General features: G+C 70.3%; 11 protein-coding genes. 8 read left to right on the top strand and 3 right to left on the bottom strand.

Features of this window, described 5'->3' with window-relative positions; all coding sequences use genetic code 11:
* Positions 1–6: 6 nt before the first annotated feature.
* Both Pth03_RS13870 and Pth03_RS13865 read right to left on the bottom strand, forming a co-directional pair.
* Entirely contained in the window at positions 7–1,353 is a 1,347-nt protein-coding gene (locus tag Pth03_RS13870) for a dipeptidase (protein ID WP_203944641.1), read from the bottom strand.
* Positions 1,350–2,522 carry an MFS transporter gene (locus Pth03_RS13865; RefSeq protein WP_203944640.1) on the bottom strand — a complete coding sequence of 391 codons (1,173 nt, stop codon included), beginning with the start codon at positions 2,520–2,522 and terminating at the stop codon, positions 1,350–1,352. The genes Pth03_RS13870 and Pth03_RS13865 overlap by 4 nt, the downstream gene beginning before the upstream one ends.
* A 103-nt stretch (positions 2,523–2,625) precedes the next feature.
* Between Pth03_RS13865 and Pth03_RS13860 the strand changes: the two genes are divergently transcribed.
* From Pth03_RS13860 to Pth03_RS13850, 3 genes are all read left to right on the top strand, one after another.
* Positions 2,626–5,475 (top strand): helix-turn-helix transcriptional regulator, encoded by a 2,850-nt coding sequence (locus tag Pth03_RS13860; protein ID WP_203944639.1) that lies wholly within the window; start codon positions 2,626–2,628, stop codon positions 5,473–5,475.
* Between the two features lie 152 nt (positions 5,476–5,627).
* Positions 5,628–5,954, top strand: a complete 327-nt coding sequence (locus tag Pth03_RS13855) for a DUF6343 family protein (RefSeq protein ID WP_203944638.1) — start codon at positions 5,628–5,630, stop codon at positions 5,952–5,954.
* Positions 5,955–6,122: 168 nt separating this feature from the next.
* Positions 6,123–8,681, top strand: coding sequence for a DUF4118 domain-containing protein (locus tag Pth03_RS13850; protein WP_203944637.1), 2,559 nt, complete (start codon positions 6,123–6,125; stop codon positions 8,679–8,681).
* 111 nt (positions 8,682–8,792) lie between these two features.
* Here Pth03_RS13850 and Pth03_RS13845 read toward each other — a convergent pair whose 3' ends face one another.
* Positions 8,793–9,677, bottom strand: a complete 885-nt coding sequence (locus Pth03_RS13845; RefSeq protein ID WP_239119015.1) for an alpha/beta fold hydrolase — start codon at positions 9,675–9,677, stop codon at positions 8,793–8,795.
* A 122-nt stretch (positions 9,678–9,799) separates the two neighbouring features.
* Between Pth03_RS13845 and Pth03_RS13840 the strand changes: the two genes are divergently transcribed.
* The 5 genes from Pth03_RS13840 (at position 9,800) to Pth03_RS13820 (ending at position 16,042) form a co-directional block, all read left to right on the top strand.
* Positions 9,800–12,538, top strand: a complete 2,739-nt coding sequence (locus Pth03_RS13840; protein ID WP_203944636.1) for a helix-turn-helix transcriptional regulator — start codon at positions 9,800–9,802, stop codon at positions 12,536–12,538.
* A 24-nt stretch (positions 12,539–12,562) separates the two neighbouring features.
* Complete coding sequence (locus Pth03_RS13835; protein ID WP_239119014.1) at positions 12,563–13,444, top strand: alpha/beta fold hydrolase; 882 nt, start codon at positions 12,563–12,565, stop codon at positions 13,442–13,444.
* An 18-nt stretch (positions 13,445–13,462) separates the two neighbouring features.
* The gene (locus Pth03_RS13830) at positions 13,463–14,299 is read left to right on the top strand and encodes an alpha/beta hydrolase (RefSeq protein WP_203944635.1); all 837 of its coding nucleotides are present in this window, start codon (positions 13,463–13,465) and stop codon (positions 14,297–14,299) included.
* A gap of 26 nt (positions 14,300–14,325) precedes the next feature.
* On the top strand, positions 14,326–15,105 hold the full coding sequence (locus tag Pth03_RS13825) for an MBL fold metallo-hydrolase (protein ID WP_203944634.1): 780 nt from the start codon (positions 14,326–14,328) through the stop codon (positions 15,103–15,105).
* Between the two features lie 160 nt (positions 15,106–15,265).
* Positions 15,266–16,042, top strand: a complete 777-nt coding sequence (locus Pth03_RS13820) for an SDR family NAD(P)-dependent oxidoreductase (protein ID WP_203944633.1) — start codon at positions 15,266–15,268, stop codon at positions 16,040–16,042.
* Positions 16,043–16,052 lie beyond the last annotated feature (10 nt).

Raw genomic sequence — 16,052 nt, 5'->3', positions numbered from 1 at the left:
ACCGGATCACCGTCCGGCTTCGCGGGCGAGCTCGTCGAGCAGGAGCGTCTCGGCTAGGCAGGCGTGTTCGAAGTCGGCGAGGTGGAGGTTTTCGTCGGCGCTGTGCGCCCGGCAGGCGGGATCGCCCCCGGCGCTGGTGATGAGGATCGCCGCGTCGGGGAACGCACTGGCGAACTCCGCGACGAACGGGATCGCGCCTCCACCACCGATGCCGACGACGTCGTCGCCGTAGGCCGTCTTGTACGCCCGGCGTGCGGCGTCGTAGGCGGATCCGCGTGTGTCGACGGCATGCGGCTGCGCGAGCTCGGCCTTGCCGATCTCCAGCCGTACGCCCCAGGGCGCATGTTCGCGCAGGTGCCGGACCAGCATGGCCTGGGCGCGTGGGGCGTCGTCACCTGGCGCGACCCGCAGGCTGACCTTGGCCCGAGCCACGGGGACGAGCGTGTTGGACGCGTCGGTCACCGCGGGGGCGTCGATGGCCAGCACCGTCACGGCGGGCTTGGCCCAGATCCGCTCGGCGACGGTACCGGTGCCGACGAGCGGCACACCGTCGAGCACGGTGGCCTCGGATCGGAACCGCTCCTCCGGGTAGTCGATCGCCGGGCGACTGCCGGCGACGAGCCCGGCCACCGCGACGTCGCCGTGGTCGTCGTGCAGGGTGGCGAGCAGCCGGCACAGGGCGGTCAGAGCGTCGGGGGCCGCCCCGCCGTACGTGCCGGAGTGCACGCCGTGCTCGAGGGTCCGCACCTCGACCACGCAGGCCGCGAGACCGCGCAGCGCCTCGGTGAACGACGGGACGCCGATCGCGACGTTCTCAGAGTCGGCGAGCACCACCACGTCGGCCGCGAGCTTGTCGCGGTGACGGTCGAGGAACCTGCCGAGCGTCGGGGAGCCGATCTCCTCCTCACCCTCGACGAGGACGGTGACCCCGACCGGCGGCCGGCCGCCGTATGCCCGGATCGCCGCGAGATGCGCGGCGATCCCTGCCTTGTCGTCGGCCGATCCACGACCGTAGAGGCGCCCGCCGGTCTCGTGTGGTTCGAACGGCGGGCTCGACCACCGGTCTCCGGCGGGCTGAACGTCGTAGTGGGCGTAGAGCAGCACTGTCGGCATGCCCGGGGGCGCCGGGCAGCGGGCGAGCACGGCAGGTCTGCCGCCCTCGATGTCGTCCACGATCTCGACCTCGGGCGCGCCGGCGGTGCGGAAGAGCTCAGCGGTCAGTTCCGCGCAGCGGCGTACCTCCGCGGCGGCGCGGCTGTCGGCGCTGACGGAAGGAATGCGGATCAGGGCTTCGAGGTCGGCCCGCACGCCGGGAAGCACCCGCCGTACGGCCTGCCGCAGGTCATCGCTCATTCTTTTCCTCTGTTGTCCACCTCGATCCATGCCGGGACGAGGGCGGCGACCAGCACGGCGGCGGTCAGCGCGAATCCGGCCGGATAACCCACAACCCCGGCCGCCAGGCCGAAGCCGATGCCGCCGACGCCTATGCCGCCGTCGTAGGCGAGATTCCACAGCGCGCTCACCCGGCCGAACTCTGATTTCGGTGCTCGTTCGAACATCAGCGCCAGGGTGACGTTTTGGGCGGCTCCGAACCCGATCCCGAAAAGCGCCGCACCTACGACCACGACGAAGGAGTTGTCCAGCCAGACGAGCCCGGCCATGCCGATGGCGGCCGTCAGCACCGCGGGCACGAGCAGCCGAGAAGGTCCATGGCTGTCGCCGTACCTACCCGCGAGCCAGCGTGCGATCGGCATGGTGGACGCCTGGACCAGCAGTGCCAGCGCGGCCGTGTCGCGCGAGCCGGCAGGGACGGCGAGCGGCAGAAAGGTCATCAGGGCTCCCGCCGGCAGTGTGAAGGCGGTGAAGACCCCCGCCGGCCGGATCAGCCTGCGGTCGCCGAGCCGGCCGAGCACTCGGGTCCGGCGCTCCGTCTGTCGTCGCCGGGACGGCAGGCCGGTCACCGCGGCCAACGTGACCAGCGACACCGCCGCGCCGACGGCGAACACGGGTCCGTAGCCGACGAGCGCGCTCATCCACACGCCCAGCGGCAGGCCCACGATGGCGGGGATCGCGACGGCGACGCCGTACACCCCCAGTGCCTCGCCGCGGCGCTCGGCCGGCACCAGTTCGGCGACCAGTGCGGGGCCGGCCACCACCATGATTCCGAGCCCCGCCCCACAGGCCAGGCAGGCGGCCAGCACGAGAGGAAGTGCGGACGACGCGGCCAGCGCGGCCGAGGACGCACCGAGCAGCAGCGCTCCCAGCGCCATGCTCGCGCGGTATCCCCATCGGCTCAGCAGGCCCGGCATGGCGAGCTCCACCAACACGGTGGCCAGCATCATGGCGCTGGTGGACAGTCCGGCGCCCATGTCGCCCGCCCCGCCCGACGCCGCGTACAGCGGGACGACGGAAACCAGCAGGTAGAAGGTCGTGGGCGAGCCGCACGACGCCACCAGGAGCAGGACCATCGGACGGCTCAGGAGCGGCCGTGGCTTCGCCGACGGGATGTAGAGATCGGTCACCTGGCGAGCATTTCGCGGGGCGGACGTTCCGCGGATCGGGCGGATGCCCTATTCCGATTCCCTAAATATCTGATGAGTGATCCCTATCTGGGACGCTGGAGGCATGAGCACTTCGGGGAGCCCGGTCTTCGTCGGCAGAGACAGGGAACTCGCCACGCTGCACGCGGCGTTCGCGCGCGTCCAGGAGGGCTCGCCCGCCACCGTGCTCATCGGCGGTGAGGCCGGAGTGGGGAAGTCCCGGCTGGTCGAGGAGTTCACCGCGCCGCTGTCCGGAACCGCGCCGGTGCTCGTGGGGAACTGCGTGGAACTGGGCCGGCACGGCTTGGCGTTCGCACCGTTCACCACCGTGCTGCGCGGACTGGTCCGAGAGATCGGCGTGAACGGTGTTCTCGGACTGTTACCTCGCGGCGAGGCCGGAGAGCTGGGCCGGCTGCTCCCCGTTCTGGGGCCGTCCCGCGGTGACGCCGCCGTCGGACTGGCCAGGGCACGCCTCTTCGAAGAGTTCCTCACGCTGCTCGCGGCGCTGGCCGACCAGCGGCGCGTCATCCTGGTCATCGAGGACGTGCACTGGGCGGATCGATCCAGCCGGGAACTGCTCGACTTCCTCGTCCGCAACCAGCACGCCGCTCCTGGCCTGCTGACGATCGTCACGCACCGAAGTGATCAACTGCACCGGGCTCATCCGCTGCGCGTGCTGCTGGCCGAGCTGGACCGGATGGCGTGGGCGGTGCGGCTCGACCTCGGCCGGTTGACCAAGATCGACGTCGCGAGGCAGCTTCGCGGTCTCCTCGGCCACGAGCCGGATGCCGGGCTCAGCACCGTGATCTTCCGGCGCAGCGAGGGCAACCCGCTGTTCGTGGAGGCCCTGTCGGCCCGGACCGACGCGCCCGTGCCCGAGTCGATCCGCGATCTGCTGGTCACGCCGCTCGAACGGCTTCCTCCCCGGACCCGGCGGGTCGTCAGAGCCGCGGCGGCGGGCGGCGGCCGGATCGGCCATGCATGGCTGTCGGCAGTCACCGAGGTCGCCGACGCCGCGTTGGCGAACGCGCTGCGTCCCGCGGTGAGGTCGAACCTCATGCTGGTCGAGGAGGACGCCTATGTGTTCCGGCACGCGCTGATCCGGGAGGTCCTGTACGAGGACATGCTGCCCGGGGAGCGGGAACTGCTGCACCTGCGCTATGCGGAAACGCTGGAGAAGGACCCCTCCCTTGCCCCGCCCGGCCGTGCGGCGGTCGAGTCCGCCCACCATTGGCACGCCTCGAAGCGCCACCCTGCCATGGCGTTGACGGCCGCATGGCGCGCCGCCGCCGAGGCACAGGCGTCGCTGGCCTACGCCGAGCGGTTGCACATGCTCGCTCAGGTCATCGAGCTCTGGGAACACGTCCCGGATCCCGCCGGTCATGTCGCGACATCCCACGCCGACGTGCTTGAAGAGGCGGTGCGGGCCGCGGTGTCGGCCGGCGAGGGCACGCGGGCGATGGAGCTGATAGCCCTTGCCCTTTCGGATAAGTCCGATCCGGTCCGTGTCGGCCGGTTGCTCGGGTATCGCGGCGAGCTGCGCCATGCCCTCGGACTGCCGGGAGACCTGGCGGACCTCCGGGAGGCGGCGGAGCTGATACCACCCGTCCACCAGGCCCGCGCGCCCGTCCTCAACATGCTCGCCAATCGTCTGCTGACGATCCCGCGCGAAGAAGAAGGCTGCGCCGTCGCCCGGGAGGCGATCGCTGCGGCACAGGCCACCGGTGACGTGAGCTCGGAGACCATGGCCGCGATCAACATCGCGTACGCGGAAGCGCGGGCCGGCGACGTCGACGGGCAACTGCCCCGCCTCGCGGCCGCGCGAGCCGTGGCCGGCCGAATCCGCGACCACGGCGCCGTCATGCACGCCTACCGGTGCGAGGCGGATGTGCTGCAGGGCGCCGGCCGATACCAGGAAGCGGTCGAGGCGGCCCGGCATGGTCTCGCCACGGCGGCCGAAGCCGGGCTGGCCCGCACGTCTGGTCCCACCCACGCCGGCAACCTCGCCGAGGCACTGATCGCACTGGGCCGCTGGGACGAGGCGGTCGAGATCATCGAGCACGCTCTCGCCCTCACCCCGACCCCCAGTCTTCACGCCTACCTCCTGGTGCTCCGCGGAACGATCGCGCTGGCCCGAGGCGACCTCGACGTTGCCCAGGCCTCCACGGACTACGCTCGCGAGGTCTTCACCAGAGGGACCTCCTACGCCCAGGACCACCTTCTGCTGATACGCCTCGAGGTGGATCTGCGGCTCGCCCAAGGGCGGCGGCCGGATGCCGTACGGGTTGTCGAACAGGCGCTGGAGACCGACGAAATCGAATCGAGTCCGCGCTATCTCTGGCCCGTGATCGAGGCCGGAGGGCGAGCAGCCGCGACCGGCCTGGATGAGGTGGCGTCCAGGCTGCCCGTCATCGGTCCCGTCCAGCGTGCCCACCAACTCGCCTTCGCCGCGGAGACGGGGCAGCCGGACCTCTGGGATCACGTCGCCACCGCATGGGCCGGTCTGCGGCAGCCGTACCCGCAGGCTTTGGCGCTCGTACGTGCGGCGGAGACCGCCATCGAAGCCGGAGACCGCGCCGCGGCCACCGCACGCCTCCGCCGTGCCGCCGCGCACGCCGATCTCCTGTCCGCCGGTCCTCTGCGTACCCGGATCGATCAGTTGGCGAGACTGGCGCGTGTCCCCTTGGACGGCCTCGCGTCGGACGGCGAGTCGCAGGCCGGGGACCGGCGGCAGGACTTCGGCCTGACCTCGCGTGAGCGTGAAGTGCTTCACCTGCTCGCCGAGGGCCGCACCAACCGCGAGATCGCCGAGCAACTGTTTATTTCTGTCAAAACGGCCGGAGCGCACGTCTCCAGCATCCTCGCCAAACTCGGCGTGACCAGCCGCGTCCAGGCCGCCACCGCCGCACATCGGCATCGGCTCCTTGAGCACTGACCGGCTGGGTTGACGGGCGGGTCGTCGAAATCCATGACCTCGGGAGCCACCGGAGGCCGTGGAGTCATCCCCGGTATCGCCAACACGCGTGTGCCAGGGAGGGCGCCCGCTGCGTGGGTAGGGGAGCGGTGCGAGGAGGGATGGTGAGCGAAATGAAGGATCCGCCCCACAACAGCCGGTCCGGGACCGGCGACAGCGGACCGGTGGAGCGGCGCGAGAGCCGTACGGGCGCCCGTGACAACTTCTGGGCGATTTTCTCTCCGACCGCAGAACCACCACGCAGCGCATTGAATCTGCGAATCGTCCTGGCAGCCTTCGGACTGGTCGTCTGCGGCGTATTCGCGGCGGCGGCGTTCGCGGCGGGGCTGACCGTGCTGGCGATCTGCCTGGCCGTGCTCGCCCTCATCGCCGTCGTCGACCTCGTTGTGGTCATTCGGCGCCGCGTCAGGCGCGGAGACGGGCACTCCCTGTTCGGCTGACACCCCGCCCTTGCTCGAAAGGCGTATGGATCGCGTCAAGATTCGCGCCAGGCTCGTACGTAGGCCGTCAAAATCCGAAATATCTCCCCAATCTTGAACTTTGCTTTAAACCCGGGATTCGCCTGCTCGGGCGGCTGACAGCCCGTTTTTCAGGAGTGGTGATCGCACGTGCCACGTGGGCGGTTACGGGTCTACCTCGGGGCGGCTCCCGGTGTCGGGAAGACGTACGCGATGCTCAGCGGGGGGCGCCGGGCCATGGCGCGTGGCAGGGACGTGGTCGTGGGTCTCGTGGAGACCCATGACCGTCCTCGCACAGCCGAAGTTCTTGACGGCCTGGAAATCGTCGCCCGCAAGACGATGGTCTACCGGGATACCACCTTCACTGAACTCGACGTCGACGCCGTCATCGATCGCGCGCCCGCGATCGTGCTGATCGACGAGCTGGCGCACACCAATGTGCCCGGCTCGCGCAACGCCAAGCGCTGGGAGGACATCGAGGAAATCCTGGCCGCCGGCATCGACGTCGTGTCAACCGTCAACATCCAGCACCTGGAGTCGGTGAACGACGTCGTCGAGCAGATCACCGGCGTTCAGCAGCGGGAGACCGTACCCGACGAGGTCGTCCGCCGGGCCGACGAGGTCGAGCTGGTCGACATGTCGCCGGAGGCGCTCCGCCGCCGCATGGCGCACGGCAACGTGTACGCGCCGGAGAAGGTCGATGCGGCACTGTCGAACTACTTTCGGGTGGGCAACCTGACCGCCCTGCGCGAGCTTGCGCTGCTCTGGGTCGCGGACAAGGTGGACGACCAGCTCGACCGCTACCGGGCCGAGCACGGCATCGCCACGACCTGGGAGGCGCGCGAACGAGTCGTCGTCGCGCTGACGGGCGGGCTTGAAGGCGACACCCTGGTGCGGCGGGCCGCCCGCATCGCCGCACGAACCAAGGGCGCCGACCTCCTTGCCGTCCACGTCACCAGGGCCGACGGCCTGACGGGAGGCGACGCGGCAAATCTGGCCCGTCAGCGAACCCTGGTGGAAAGCCTGGGAGGCACGTACCACCAGGTCGTGGGCGAGGACGTCCCGCGCGCGCTGCTCGATTTCGCCCGCGGCGTCAACGCCACACAGCTCGTGCTCGGTGCGTCCCGACGGGGCAGGCTCGCCCAGATCTTCTCCCGTGGCGTGGGTGTGGAGACCACCGCGCAGTCCGGATCCATCGACGTCCACATGGTGACGCACGACGAGGTCAGGAAGGGGAGGCGCCGTCGGGCAGATTCTCCCGCCGCACTGACCCGGACCAGGAGGCTGATCGGCTGGGCCGTCGCGGTTGCCGGCGTGCCGGGGCTCACGGCCGTGCTCGTCCCGTTCCGGGACTCGTTGTCGCTGCCGAGCGAGATCCTTTTCTTCCTGCTCATGGTCGTCGGCGTCGCACTCATCGGGGGCATGTGGCCGGCCATGGTGGCAGCGGTCGGCGGCTCGCTCCTGCTCAACTACTTCTTCACGCCTCCCATCGACACCTTGACGATCTCCGATCCGGAGAACTTCTTCGCCCTTGTCGTCTTCGTTCTGGTCGCCGCCGCGGTGAGCGCGATCGTCGACGTCGCGGCGCGCCGTACCCGGGAGGCCGCGCGAGCGGGAGCGGAGGCCGAGATCCTGTCCACCCTGGCCGGGCATGTTCTGCGGGGCGAGGCGGCGGTGTCCTCCCTCCTCGCACGGATGCGTGAGACTTTCGGCCTGGCCTCGGTCGCATTGCTGGAGCGCCGGCCGGAGGCGGGAAACAAGCCTGATGATCGCTCCGATCCGGACGCCTGGCGCACCGTCGCCACGTCCGGCGGGACTCCCTGCGCGTACCCCGGGCTCGCCGACACCGACGTCGCCGTCGACGACAACCTGGTCCTCGCCGCGCGCGGGCGGCTCCTCGACGCCTACGACCGCCGGATGCTCGAGGCGTTCGCAGCCGAGACAGCCGTGGCGCTGCGGCAGGAACGGCTGAGGGAGGAGGTCGAGCAGGTCGCACCGCTTGCTGCGGCCGACCGGATGCGTACGGCCCTGCTCGCCGCCGTCAGTCATGACCTGCGCACGCCGCTCGCCTCGGCGAAGGCCGCCGTGGAGAGCCTGCGCACCACCGACGTCGAGTGGTCCCCTGAGGATCGCGAGGAGCTGCTGGCCACTGCTGACGAGTCTTTGGCCAGGCTGGCTCGCCTGGTTGCCAACCTGCTCGATATGAGCCGCCTGCAGGCCGGGGTGCTCGGCCTGGCACTGCAGCCCGTGGCGCTGGACGAGATCGTCCCCATGGTGATCGACGATCTCGGGGTTCCCAGCGGCGCGATCGAGACCGACATCCGCACCGACCTGCCCGAAGTGATCGCCGATCCGGCCCTGCTCGAACGGGTACTGGCCAACCTGACGTCCAATGCGGTCCGGTACACCCCTCCGGGGCAGAAATTACTGGTCACCGCCAGCCGGCACGGCGACCACGTCGAAATCCGGGTCATCGATCGCGGACCCGGGATTCCGCGCGAGGCCTATGACCGTGTGTTCATGCCGTTCCAGCGCCTCGGCGACCGCGACAACCAGACGGGTGTCGGACTTGGCCTTGCCCTGTCCCGTGGCCTGTCTGAGGCGATGGGCGGAACTCTCGTGCCTGACGAGACTCCAGGGGGAGGACTCACCATGGTCCTGTCCCTACCCGTGGTGTCGGCGGTGCGTTCCGATCAGGTGTCCTTGTGACGCGTGTTCCTGCCGTCGGCGAAGCACAGATCATCCGGGCGTTCCCGGAGCGGCAAGCGAAACAGCGCTGAGCTGTCCGGCACCGAGCACGCCCGGTGCCGGACAGGCCGGCTAGCGGGCGGCCCGCAGGATCAACTTCGTCACCACGTCGGGGTGGCTCATCATCGCCACGTGTGAGCTGTCGATCTCGACGGTCGTGGCGCCGGCTCGCTTCGCCATCACGCGCTCGGCCTGGGGCGGGATGATCCGGTCCTGCCGGGCGACGAGATACCAGCTCGGCACCGACTTCCACGCCGGCGGACCGGACGGCGTGACGAGCGCCGCCAGCGCGCCGGGCCGCTGGGTCGCGGCCATGACGCTGGTCGTGCTCCGCGGAAGGTCCTGCGCGAACAGGCCGGGGAAGGAGGCGGGGTCGATGTAGGCGTCCCCGTCTCCGGGGGCGGCGCCCGGGTAGGGCCGCACGACGAGGTGGTCGGTCACGTCGGTGTGGCCGCCGCCCAGCGTGTTGGCGGCGGCGACGCTCTCGCCCTCGGCGGGGGCGTAGGCCGCCACGTAGACCAGGGCCTTGACGTTCGGGTTGCCCGTGGCACCGTTGCTGATCACCGCCCCGCCGTAGGAATGGCCGACGAGCACGACCGGGCCGTCGACGGTGGTCAGGAACTGGCGGAGGTACTCGCCGTCCGCCTGCGGTCCGCGCAGCGGGTTGGGGAACGCGATCACCTTGTAGCCGGCCGCGAGCAGCCGGCCGGCGACCGCGTTCCAGCCGCTGGCGTCGGCGAAGGCACCGTGGACCAGGACGATCGTCGGCTTCGCCGACGGCGTCCGGTGCGTCTGTGCGGCGGCGGCGAGCGGTGACGCGTTCGCGGAGGCGGTGGGCCCGGTGAGGGCGAGCCCGCCCACGAGGGCGGTGGCCACCGCGCCGGCGATCGTCCCGAGCATCCGGCGTCGCGGACGGGAGCGTAAAGGCGGGCCGGCGTGGGAGCTGTGTGATGGCATGAGGACTCCTCGGTTCGATGGAACCCGCACATCGTCGGCCGGTGGACACGAGCCCCGGACCACGTGATCTTCGTAGTCCTCCGGCGCTGGTGCCTTCTGCACGCGTGGCCTAACGTCGTCGCGTGATCAGAATCGGTGGGCTTTTGGGTCGCGATGACGAGCGGAGGCAGTTGGGCCTGCTGCTCGGCAACGCGCGCAACGGTCGCGGTGGATCACTCCTGATCACCGGAGAACCGGGAATCGGTAAGACGGCTCTGCTCGAGGCGGCCACTGCCGCCGCGGCCGGTTTGTCGATGCTCCGGCTCGACGGTTTCGAGTCGGAGATGACGCTTCCCTTTGCGGGCATCCAGCGGCTGACCATCCCGCTGAGCGAGCATTTACCCGCACTTCCTGAGCGCCAGCGGCAGGCGATCGAGGTCGCATCGGGCGTCGCCGAGGGCCCGCCGCCGGATCGTTTCCTGGTGGGACTGGGAGTGCTCGGACTGCTTGCCGCGGCCGCCGCCGAGACGCCCGTCGTGTGTGCCGTGGACGATGCGCACCTGCTGGATCAGGAGAGTCTGGACGTCATGGCGTTCGTGGCCCGGCGTCTCGCAGTCGAGCCGGTCGCGATGTTGTTCGCCGCCAGGCACGAAGAAGGCGTCTCCACACGCATGGGCGGCGTTCCCGAGTTGGCGCTCGGCGGGCTCGATCAGGAGTCGGCCACCGCGCTTCTCAGCAGGTCGCTCGCCGCTCCGGTCGACCCGGCCTCGGCGGCCGCGATCGCGCGGGCCACGGGAGGCAACCCGCTAGCGCTCATCGATCTCGCCGAGGGCCTGTCCGCACAGGAACTCGGCGGTCTCGGACTCGGCACCGATCCGATCCCGGTGGGCCCTCGGCTCGAGGCGCACTATGTGCGGCGGGTGCGGCAGACCGACACCCCGGTCCAGCAGTGGGTGCTGCTGGCCGCCGCGGACACCACCGGCAATGTCGACTTCATCGGCTCCGCGGCACGCACGATGGGTCTCGGTGAGGACGTCGTCGATCAGGTCGAGACCGCCGGGCTGGTGGAGCTGCGGGGAACGGTTCGGTTCCGGCACCCTTTGGTGCGATCTGCCGTCTACAACGCGGCCTCGGGTGCGGACCGCAGGAGGGCGCACCGGGCCTTGGCCGGAGCCGCGGACCGGCACGGGATGGTCGAGCTCGAGGCATGGCATTCCGCGAAGGCCACCCTGGGCACGGACGTACACGTGGCCGACCGGCTGGAACACACCGCCGACCTGGCCGCGCGTCGTGGTGGTTTCGCGTCTCGGGCGACCATCCTGACCCGTGCCGCGGAGCTGACCCCGCCCGGCCGCGTCAAGGACTCGCGCCTGGTCGGCGCGGCAGAGGCCGCGCTCGTCGCGGGAGCCGCCCAGATCGCCCACGAACTGCTTGAGATGGTCGACGCGGAGTCCGCCGATCGCGTCGATCGTGGGCGGATGATCGTCGTCCGCTGTGAACTCGGCATGTTCCAGGGGGCCCCGGCCGTGTTGTTGCCTGCGGCGGCCGAACTCGTCCGCGCCGCGGATGAGTTCCACGGGCGCGACACCGAGCGTGAACAACGAACACTTCTCAAGGCCTTCGAGTTCTGTGTGAACGCCGATCGGCTCATGCAGGGCATCTCGCGGCACGACTTGGGCCGGCGCATCGAGGCCGCGTCGAAGCTGGGTGGCGGACCGGACGCGACCATCCTGGCCGGCCTCGGGTCACTCATGCTGGAGCCGTACGCGGAAGCGGTTCCACGTGCCAGGGCGGCGTTCGACGCGATCGTGGAACTGCCGGACCACGAGATGATGCACATGGCCTCGGCGATCGCCTCGCTGGGGACCTTCCTGTGGGACGACACCGGTCGCAGGGCCGCGCTTGCGCGCGCCGCCGCGGCGGCGCGCGGCGCCGGCGCCCTTGCGGCCCTCGATTCGTTGACGTGGACCACTTCGCTGTGCGAGCTGACCGGTGGGACCGTGCGACGCGCCGAGGAGGCCATCGAACAGGTCCGCGAAGTACGGCTGGCGATGGGCTACGACGCGGAGAACGTGATCAACGCCGCCCTGATGGCGTGGACTGGTTCACCGCGCCATGTCGTGCTGGCCATCGCGGACGGTGCGAACTCCGTCGGCTTCGGCGGTGTCGGCGCCTCCGCGATCGCGGCCGTCGCCCTTCGCGACATCGCCGAGGGCAATTACCGTGACGCCTACGACCGTCTCAAGCCGCTGCTTCAGGACCTGTTTCTCCAAGTGACGCCCACCTACTACAACGACTTCGTCGAAGCGGCGGTCCGGAGTGGGCACGCACACGAGGCACAGCCGTACGTCGACCAACTTGTCAGCAGGGCCGGGGTGAACGGCTCGCTGTGGTGCCGTGGAGTCGCCGAACGTTGCCAGGCGCTGACCAGCGAGGACTCAGCGGCGGAACCACACTTCGTCGCCGCCGTCCAGGCGCTTGAGCGAACAGATGCGGAGATCGACCTCGCCCGTGCCCACCTGCTCTACGGCGAGTGGTTGAGGCGGATGCGACGCCGTCGTGAAGCAGGCGAACAGCTGCAGCTGGCGGTCCAGCACTTCGAGCACAGCGGGGCCCAGATATTCGTCCCGAGGGCCCGCGCCGAGCTCGAGGCCGTCGGGGCGAAGCCGGTGGCCCACAGCGGTCCCGGGACGCCCGATCTCACCACTCAGGAGCTGACCATCGCCCGGCTGGCGGCGGTCGGACACACGAATCCAGAGATAGCGGCCAACCTCTTCATCAGTGTGAACACGGTCGACTACCACTTGCGCAAGGTGTTCCAGAAGCTCGGCATCTCCTCACGGCGCCAGCTCGCAGACAAGCTGGAGGCCGCCGACCGCTGAGCGACTACGTGAATCACGTGGTCCGTGACGACGGGCGCCGGCGGCACGCTCGATCCACCCATCGAGCCCAAGGAGGCCGCAGTGCCCTACGTCACCGCCGACGACGGAGCCAAGATCTTCTACAAGGATTGGGGGACCGACGGGTCCCCGGTTCTGCTCAGCCACGGCTGGCCGCTCAACTCCGACGCGTGGGAGGCGGCCGCCCTCTTCCTCGCGGAGCACGGGCACCGCGCCATCGCCCACGACCGGCGTGGCCACGGCCGCTCGTCGCAGACCTGGCACGGCAACGAGATGGACACCTACGCCGACGACCTGGCCTGCCTGATCGAACACCTCGACCTGCGGGACCTCACCTTGGTCGGGCACTCGACCGGCGGCGGGGAGGTCGTCCACTACATCGGCCGCCACGGCAGCGCCCGTGTCTCGAAGGTGGTCCTCGTGTCCGCCGTACCGCCGCTGATGCTGCGCACCGACGACAACCCCGAAGGGCTGCCGATCGAGACCTTCGACGAGATCCGCGCCGGCGAGGCCGCGAACCGGTCCCAGCTCTACCGGAACCTGGCCGACGGCCCGTTCTTCGGGCACAACCGCAGGCACGACGTCGACCAGGGCTTCCGCGACGCGTTCTGGCTGCAGAGCATGGCATGCGGGCACCGGGCCGCGTACGAGTGCATCGCCGCCTTCTCCGCCACCGACTTCCGGCCGGACCTGGCGAAGATCGACGTCCCCACCCTGGTCGTGCACGGCGACGACGACCAGATCGTGCCGTTCGAGGTCGGGGGCAAGCGGTCGGCCGAAATGATCGACGGCGCCGTCCTGAAGGTCTACGAGGGCAGCGGACACGCCCTGCCCGACACCGACCGCGACCGCCTGCACGCCGACCTGCTCGCGTTCATCGACGCCTGACCTGCCGAAGGAGCCATCATGGATCACAACAACCGTCCCGACACCGTGGTGCTCGTTCACGGCCTGTGGGTGACGCCCCGCAGCTGGGAGAACTGGGTCACGCACTTCGAGGCCAAGGGCCTCACCGTGCTCACCCCCGCCTACCCGGGCTTCGAGATCGAAGTCGAGGCACTCCGTGAGAACCCGGACGTCATCGCCAAGCTGACCGTCAACGAGACCCTCGACCACCTCGCCGCCGTCATCGAGGCCGTCCCGACCCCGCCGATCATCATGGGTCACTCCTTCGGCGGCACGCTCACCCAGCTGCTCCTGGCCCGCGGGCTGGGATCCGCGGGGGTGGTCATCGACTCCGCGCCCACCGAGGGAGTCAGGGTCAACCCGCTGTCGCAGGCGAAGTCGCTGTTCCCGGCGCTGAAGAACCCGGCCAACCGGCACAAGGCCGTCGGCTTCACTCCCGAAGAGTTTCACTACGCCTTCACCAACACCCTCACCGAGGACGAGTCGCGCAAGGCGTGGGACCGCTACGCCATCGCGGCCCCCGGATACTGGGTGTGGGAATACGGGCTGTTCGCGAACTTCAAGCCCGGGCATCAGGACACGTGGGTCGACTACTCCGCCGACCGCGCTCCGCTGTTGTTCATCGGCGGCGAGAAGGACCACATCATGCCGCCGTCGGTGAACAAGTCGAACGCCAAGCACTACGAGAAGTCCCCGGCGGTCACGGAATACCACGAATTCGAGGGCCGTGACCACTGGACCTGTGCCGCGCCCGGATGGGAGGCCGTGGCCGACTACGCCCTGGCCTGGGCCTTGGAGCACGCGACGTCCTCCCGCGGCACCCACGCGGGATCGTGATCCACGTGGACAAAGGTGGCCCGCCCATGACGACCCTCACTCACGTGGGCGGGCCCACCGTCCTGATGGAGCTCGACGGCTGGCGCATCCTCACCGACCCCACCTTCGACCCGGCAGGACGGCGGTACGGATTCGGATGGGGCACCTCGTCCGTCAAGCAGAGCGGCCCGGCCCTGGCGGCCGGGGACGTCGGCCCCGTCGACGTCATACTGCTCAGCCACGATCACCACGCCGACAACCTGGACGACCTCGGGCGGGCCCTGCTTCCCGGCGCGACCACGGTCGTGACGACGAGGCCCGGGGCGCGACGCCTGGCCCTGCCCAACGCCCGCGGCCTCGCGGCAGGGGAGACGACGCGCCTCACCGCACCGGGCAAGCCGTCGTTGACCGTCACCGCCACCCCCTGCCGGCACGGGCCACCCCTGAGCCGTCCCGTCGCCGGAGCCGTGGTCGGGTTCGCCCTCGCCGTCGGCGACCGGCCAGGCGTCGCGGTGTGGATGACGGGCGACACCGTTCTGCACCGGCCGCTCCGCCGGGTGGCACGCACCCTGGACGTCGACGTCGTGCTCCTCCACCTCGGCAGCGTCCGCTTCCCGCAGACCGGCCCCCTGCGCTACTCCATGGACGGCCGGGACGCCGTCGACCTGCTCGCCCTGTCACGCCCGCGGGTGGCCGTCCCCGTCCACTACGACGGCTGGTCACACTTCGCCGAACCACCGCAACACCTGCGCAGCACGCTGGCGGCCCACCCCGGTTCTCGCGCCGTCGTCCGCTGGCTCGAGCCGGGGATCCCGACCGGCGTCTGACCTTGACGCGCCCCGCACGCCGGCCTGGGGCGCCGATGGGAGACGCGCAGGTCATCGATACCCGGGGCGCATCGCCGGATACCCGAGTCGTCATTGGTAATCCATGATCCTGGTGGTGAACTCGAAGCGTTCGAAACGAGTCAAACAGCAGGAGTTCACCATGGGACAGCTCGCCGGCAAGGTCGCGGTCGTCACCGGCGGCAGCGCGGGGATCGGCCTCGCCACGGCACAACGGTTCGCCGAGGAGGGCGCGCTCGTCTACATCACCGGCCGCAGGCAGGAGGAACTGGACGCCGCGGTCGCGGAGATCGGCCACGGCGCGGTAGGCGTACGAGGCGACGTCGCCATGCCCGCGGACGTGGACCGGTTGTACGCCAAGGTGTCCGAGGACGGCCACCGGATCGACGCCGTCGTGGCCAACGTCGGGTACGGCGAGTTCGTCGGGCTGGCGGACGTCACCGACGAGCACCTGGACAAGGTCCTCGGCATCAACGTGAAGGGCACCGTGTACACGGTGCAGAAGGCCCTGCCGCTGCTCAACGACGGCGCGTCGGTCGTGCTGGTCACGTCGATGGCCTCCACCAGCGGCCAGAAGGGGCTGAGCGTCTATTCCGCGTCCAAGGCCGCGGTCCGGTCGTTCGCCCGTTCCTGGGCCAACGAGCTGAGCGGGCGCAACATCCGCGTCAACGCGCTGGCCCCCGGCTCCACGGAGACGCCCGCGGTCGACGCCGCGCTGGAGGCGTCCGGCCTGGACGCGGCCGGGCGCGAGAAGTGGCGGGTGGATCACACGGCGCCGATCCCGCTCGGCCGCCTTTCACGGCCCGAGGAGCAGGCCGCGGCCGTGCTCTTCCTCGCCTCTCCGGCCAGCAGCTACATCACGGGTGTCGAGCTGGCGTCCGACGGAGGCGCGACCCAGCTCGGTTTCGGACTCGTCTAAGCCGCCGACC

Source organism: Planotetraspora thailandica (assembly GCF_016863335.1).
In the GTDB taxonomy this organism is placed as follows: Bacteria; Actinomycetota; Actinomycetes; order Streptosporangiales; family Streptosporangiaceae; genus Planotetraspora; species Planotetraspora thailandica.
Note: the sequence above shows the minus strand (reverse complement) of the source record. Positions and strands in the feature narration are given on the sequence as shown.

What these genes read in the sequence shown, in the direction of transcription:
- Pth03_RS13855 (WP_203944638.1), top strand. Translation starts at nt 5,628, where the DNA reads ATGAAGGATCCGCCCCACAACAGCCGGTCCGGGACCGGCGACAGCGGA.
- Pth03_RS13870 (WP_203944641.1), bottom strand. Translation starts at nt 1,353, where the DNA reads ATGAGCGATGACCTGCGGCAGGCCGTACGGCGGGTGCTTCCCGGCGTG.
- Pth03_RS13825 (WP_203944634.1), top strand. Translation starts at nt 14,326, where the DNA reads ATGACGACCCTCACTCACGTGGGCGGGCCCACCGTCCTGATGGAGCTC.
- Pth03_RS13860 (WP_203944639.1), top strand. Translation starts at nt 2,626, where the DNA reads ATGAGCACTTCGGGGAGCCCGGTCTTCGTCGGCAGAGACAGGGAACTC.
- Pth03_RS13820 (WP_203944633.1), top strand. Translation starts at nt 15,266, where the DNA reads ATGGGACAGCTCGCCGGCAAGGTCGCGGTCGTCACCGGCGGCAGCGCG.
- Pth03_RS13845 (WP_239119015.1), bottom strand. Translation starts at nt 9,677, where the DNA reads ATGCCATCACACAGCTCCCACGCCGGCCCGCCTTTACGCTCCCGTCCG.
- Pth03_RS13830 (WP_203944635.1), top strand. Translation starts at nt 13,463, where the DNA reads ATGGATCACAACAACCGTCCCGACACCGTGGTGCTCGTTCACGGCCTG.